This window comes from Amycolatopsis sp., from assembly GCF_035276945.1.
Taxonomy (GTDB): Bacteria; Actinomycetota; Actinomycetes; order Mycobacteriales; family Pseudonocardiaceae; genus Amycolatopsis_E.
The window spans coordinates 1-4,878 of sequence record NZ_DATELF010000001.1; the positions used below are offsets into that span (position 1 = coordinate 1).

Sequence of the window (4,878 nt, forward strand, 5' to 3'; positions counted from 1 at the left end):
GGCAAGTTTCCAGACCGCTGTGTCTTCTGAAGGTGCGACCTCCAGATCCGGTTTGGGGGCAAGTTCCCAGACCGCTGTGTCTTCTGAAGGTGCGACCTCCAGATCCGGTTTGGGGGCAAGTTCCCAGACCGCTGTGTCTTCTGGGGGTGCGACCTCCGGACCTCGCCTGGGGGCAAGCCCCCAGACCGCTGTGTCTTCTGGGGGTGCGACCCCCAGACCCCGCCTGGGGGCAAGCCCCCAGACCCCCTTGGAGTGATCATGCGAGCTCAGGACATCATGAGCGCGCCGGTGGTGACGGTGGAACCGGAAACCCTGTCGAAGCAGGCGGCCGCGTTGCTTTCGGCACACGGGTTCACCGCGCTGCCGGTCGTGGACGGCGATGGCAGGCTGGTCGGCATCGTCACCGAAGCCGACCTGATCGCCGAACGAATCGCGCCCGATCCGCGTTCGGCGGACCAGACTCCCCGGCGGCCGGGGGAGACCGTGGCCGAGGTGATGACGAGCCCGGTCACCGGAATGGGGCCGGGCACCGACCTCGCCGTGGTGGCTCGGGCACTGCTGGACGACCGTATCCGCGCGATGCCCATTGTCGAGGGTTCGCACGTGGTGGGCATCGTGACCCGCGGGGACATCATCCGCACCCTGGCCCGTCAGGACTCGGAAATCGCCACGGACGTCCGCCGTCATCTCGCGATCTACGGCGGGCCCGACCGGTGGCAGGTCGACGTCCACGACGGCGTCGTCCGGATCACCGACGCGTTCGACGACGAAACCGACCGGCACGTGGCGACCCTGCTGGCCGAAGCCGTGCCAGGGGTGATCCGCGCTACCGTCTCGGTCAGTGCGCCATGATCGCCGGCGAAGGCGCCGTCATCGCCGGGGTGGACGGGACCGGGGAAGCGGATGCCGCGTTGCGCTGGGCCGCCGGGGAAGCCGCGCTGCGCAAGGTTCGCCTGCACCTCGTCTACGCGTTCGCTCCGCTGGCCGGCCAGGAGGGCGCAGGACTGCCCGTGCTGCGCAAGGCCTTCGCCGCGCTCGAACGGGACGGCCACCGGCTGCTCGAGGAGGCGGTCCGCGAGGTGCCGGCCGACGTGCCGGTAACCACCGAAATGGCCTCACACCCGCCCGTGCCGGTGTTGCTCGAGCATTCGAAGCACGCGCGGATGATCGTGCTGGGCGCACCGGATGACACTGGCCTCGTGAGCATGCTGGCGGGATCTACGTTGAGCGCGGTGACCGCGCACGCCCGTTGCCCGGTCGTGGTGGTCCGGGGCGAGGGGAGGGACGGGCCGGTGGTCGTCGGAGTGGCCGGTGCTCCGGCGAGTGAGTCCGCCGTCGCGGCCGCCTTCGACGAGGTGACCTGGCGCGGTGCGGCGCTGGCTGCCGTGCATGCCGTAGGCGAAGCCGAACATGCCGGCCCATCACCCCGTGAGCAGCAGGCGATCCTCGGCGAGGAACGCGTCGTGCTGTCGGCAAGCCTCGCCGGCTGGCGCGAGAAGTACCCGGACGTGCGGGTGGACGAGATCGTCGTGGCCGGCGAGCCTCGCAAGACCTTGCTGGACTTTTCCCGGCAGGCGCAACTGGTCGTGGTCGGCACCCGGGGCCACGGCGGATTCACCGGCCTGCTGCTGGGCTCGACCAGCCACGCGCTGATCCACCACGCCCACTGCCCGGTCATGATCATCCGTTCCGCCCCCTCCTGACCCGCGCGAGTCGGGCTCCCGAGACCCGCGAGTCGGGGTCTGGTGACTGGTGAGTCGGGGTCTGGTGACTGGTGAGTCCGATTTGGTGGCGTGCGAGTTCTCCTTCCGCTGCACTTTACGGTTTTCACGCGTACGAGTTCGCCTTCGCTGGCGCCCATTCGCGAGCTGGCGATTCGTGGGCCGCGAATCGGGAACTCACCGATCGCGGAAGCCGGACTCGGTGCTCGCGAAAGCTGGACTCACCGATCGCGGAAGCCGGACTCGCGGGTCGCGAGAGCCAGACTCGCGTGTTGCGTGACCCGGACTCGCCGTCCGCGGAAGCTGGACTCGCGGGTTGCGGGAGCGGGACTCGGGTGTCGGGGAAGGGCGACTCGCGGGGTTACTCGTCGCCGGTGCTCGGGCGTTTGCCGTCGCGTAGCTTGGTGGCGAGGACGGCGGCCTGGGTGCGGCGTTCCAGGCCGAGCTTGGTGAGCAGCCGGGAAACGTAGTTCTTGACGGTCTTTTCGGCCAGGTACATGCGTTCGGAGATCTGCCGGTTGGTCAGTCCCTCGCCGATCAGGTCGAGCAGCGTGCGCTCGCGTTCGGTCAGCCCGGCCAGCGGGCCGCCCGAGTCCGCCTCGGCGCGGAGCTTGGCCATCAGGGTCGCGGCGGCGCGGTTGTCCAGCAGCGACCGCCCGGCGCCGACGTCGCGGACCGCGGAGACCAGTTGCAGGCCCTGGATGTCCTTGATGACGTAGCCGCCCGCACCGGCCATGATCGCGTTGAGCATGGCCTCCTCGTCGGTGTAGGAGGTCAGCATCAGCACGTTCAGCTCGGGAAGCCGGGACCGCAGCTCGCGGCACAGTTCGATGCCGTTGCCGTCGGGCAGGCGGACGTCGAGCACGGCGATGTCCGGCTGGAGCGCCGGAATCCGCGCCAGCGCCTGCGCCGCGCTGGCCGCCTCGCCGATCACGGTCAGCTCCGGGTCGGCTTCGAGCAGGTCCTTGACACCGCGCCGGACCACCTCGTGGTCGTCGACGAGGAACACCTTGATCACCGCACACCACCTTTCCCGCTCAACACTACGGGCCGCCGGTCACCCGCGCGGGCCGCCGAAGGTCCCCAATGGTGAGGACCAAAGTCCCCATGATCAGTTGAGGGGTGCGCGCCAGAAGAGGCGGGTGCCGCCGGTGTCGAGGCGTTGGGTGGTGAATGTTCCGTTGACGTGGTGGGCGCGGTCGGCGAGGTTGTGCAGTCCGCTGTGGGCGATGGTGTCGGGGATGCCGATGCCGTCGTCGGTGACGTCGATGGCGAGGTCGTCGTCGACCGATACGGTGACGGTGATGGTGCTGGCTCGGGCGTGTTTGATGGCGTTGGAGAGTGCTTCTCGTAGTACGGCTTCGGCGTGGTCGCCGAGTTCGGGGGATATCACGCCGATGGGGCCGGACATGCGGACGGTGGTGCGTAGGTCGGTTTGGTCGGTCAGTTCGGCGATGAGTTCTTGCAGGCGTTTGCGTAGTTGGGTGGTGCCTTGTAGGCCGCCGTGGAGGTCGAAGATCGCCGTGCGGATTTCGGCGATGATGCTTTGTGCGTCTTCGACGAGGTCGGCGAGTCGTTGCTGGATTTCGGGGTTGCGGGTGCGGGCGTAAGCGCTTTGCAGGGCGAGGCCGTGGGCGAAGAGTCGTTGGATGACGTGGTCGTGCAGGTCGCGGGCGATGCGGTCGCGGTCGGCGGTGACGCGTAGTTCGTTGAGGTGGCGTTGGTCGTCGGCGAGTTTGAGGGCGAGTGCGGCTTGGTCGGCGAAGGCGGCGACGAGGGGGAGTTGACCGGCGTCGAAGGGGTCTTCACCTTGTTTGCGGAGCGCGACGAGTACCCCGGAGATGGTGTCGGAGGAGGCGCGTAGCGGCAGGACGAGGGCGGGTCCGAAGGTTTCTTCCAGCCCGGTGGAGAGGTCGTAGGTGAGGCTGTCCACGCGGCGGGGGACGGCGTCGCGGAAGGCCGCGCCGCAGGAGGAGCCGTTGATGGGGATTTCGTGGCCGGTGAGGCCGTTGGCGTCGAGGCCGGCGCAGACGGTGATGATCAGGTGGTCGACGTCGGTGGTGGGTAGGTCGGGGTCGTCGGGTTGGGCGAGGAAGGTGTAGTCGGCGGCGGTGAGCGCGAGTGCGCGGTTGGCGATCAGGTGGAGCACGTCGGCGGGGTCGGCGGCGCCGAGCAGTTCGGCGCGGATCTCGCTGGTGGCTTCTTGCCAGCGTTGCCGCATCCGGCTTTCTTCGTACAGGCGGGCGTTTTCCACGGCGATGCCGGCTGCGGCGGCCAGGGCCTGGACGACCACTTCGTCGTCCTCGGTGAAGGGTTGTCCGTTGTGTTTCTCGGTGAGGTAGAGGTTGCCGAACACCTCGTCCCGCACGCGGACCGGGACGCCGAGGAACGTTTGCATGGGCGGGTGGTGTTCGGGGAAGCCGGAGGAGGCCGGGTGCCGGGAGAGGTCGTCCAGGCGTAGTGGTGTCGGTTGCCGGATCAGCAGGCCGAGCAGGCCGTGTCCGGTGGGCAGGTCGCCGATCCGTTGCCGGGTCTGTTCGTCGATGCCTTCGTAGACGAACTCCGCCAGGCCCTCGTGGTCGGGGTTGAGCACGCCGAGCGCGCCGTAGCGGCAGTCGACCAGTTCGATCGCCGCGTGCACGATCCGGCGCAGGGTGGCGTCCAACTCCAGCCCCGCCGCGACCGCCAGCATGGCCTCCAACAGCCCGTCCATCTGATCCCGCGCGCCGACCAGCTCCTCCACCCGGTCCTGCACCTCACGCAGCAACTCACGCAGGCGCAACTGTGACAACGTGCCACGGATCGAAGTCGGCAGGTCATCGGCAGTTCCCATGACCCAATCGTTCCATCGGTCGTTCCGGCTGACCAGAGGCAGCAGGGTGAGCCCAGGGCACTAAGACCCGGCGTTCGGGGACCCCCGACTCTGCTGGAAAGCGGTGCGAGGACCGAATGTGGACCTAGCACGACACCAGCTTGGAGTTCCACGATGACGATCACCGCACTCAACGGCCCGGTCCGGCTTGCCCTGGACGCGGCCATCCGCGCGCCGTCTCCGCACAACTCGCAGCCGTGGCGGTTCGAGGTGACCGGCGAGCGGATCGACGTCTTCCTCGACACCGGGCGGGTCCTCGACGTCGCCGACCGCGACGCCCGCGAA

The 4,878-nt window shown here is 68.7% G+C and carries 4 protein-coding genes; 2 read left to right on the forward strand and 2 right to left on the reverse strand.

Annotation, left to right across the window (positions count from 1 at the left end; all coding sequences use genetic code 11):
- Positions 1-258: 258 nt before the first annotated feature.
- Entirely contained in the window at positions 259-852 is a 594-nt protein-coding gene (locus VJT49_RS00005; RefSeq protein ID WP_324161798.1) for an HPP family protein, read from the forward strand.
- The gene (locus tag VJT49_RS00010) at positions 849-1,703 is read left to right on the forward strand and encodes a universal stress protein (protein WP_324161800.1); all 855 of its coding nucleotides are present in this window, start codon (positions 849-851) and stop codon (positions 1,701-1,703) included. Before VJT49_RS00005 ends, VJT49_RS00010 begins: the two co-directional genes overlap by 4 nt.
- A 379-nt stretch (positions 1,704-2,082) precedes the next feature.
- Here VJT49_RS00010 and VJT49_RS00015 read toward each other — a convergent pair whose 3' ends face one another.
- Entirely contained in the window at positions 2,083-2,739 is a 657-nt protein-coding gene (locus VJT49_RS00015; RefSeq protein WP_324161801.1) for a response regulator transcription factor, read from the reverse strand.
- 93 nt (positions 2,740-2,832) lie between these two features.
- Positions 2,833-4,554: a GAF domain-containing sensor histidine kinase gene (locus VJT49_RS00020; protein ID WP_324161803.1), complete on the reverse strand. Its 1,722-nt coding sequence runs from the start codon at positions 4,552-4,554 to the stop codon at positions 2,833-2,835.
- Positions 4,555-4,878: the final 324 nt, after the last annotated feature.

Bases quoted from the DNA above. Each gene is read 5' to 3' on its own strand.
- VJT49_RS00005 (WP_324161798.1), top strand. From the start codon at position 259: ATGCGAGCTCAGGACATCATGAGCGCGCCGGTGGTGACGGTGGAACCG.
- VJT49_RS00010 (WP_324161800.1), top strand. From the start codon at position 849: ATGATCGCCGGCGAAGGCGCCGTCATCGCCGGGGTGGACGGGACCGGG.
- VJT49_RS00020 (WP_324161803.1), bottom strand. From the start codon at position 4,554: ATGGGAACTGCCGATGACCTGCCGACTTCGATCCGTGGCACGTTGTCA.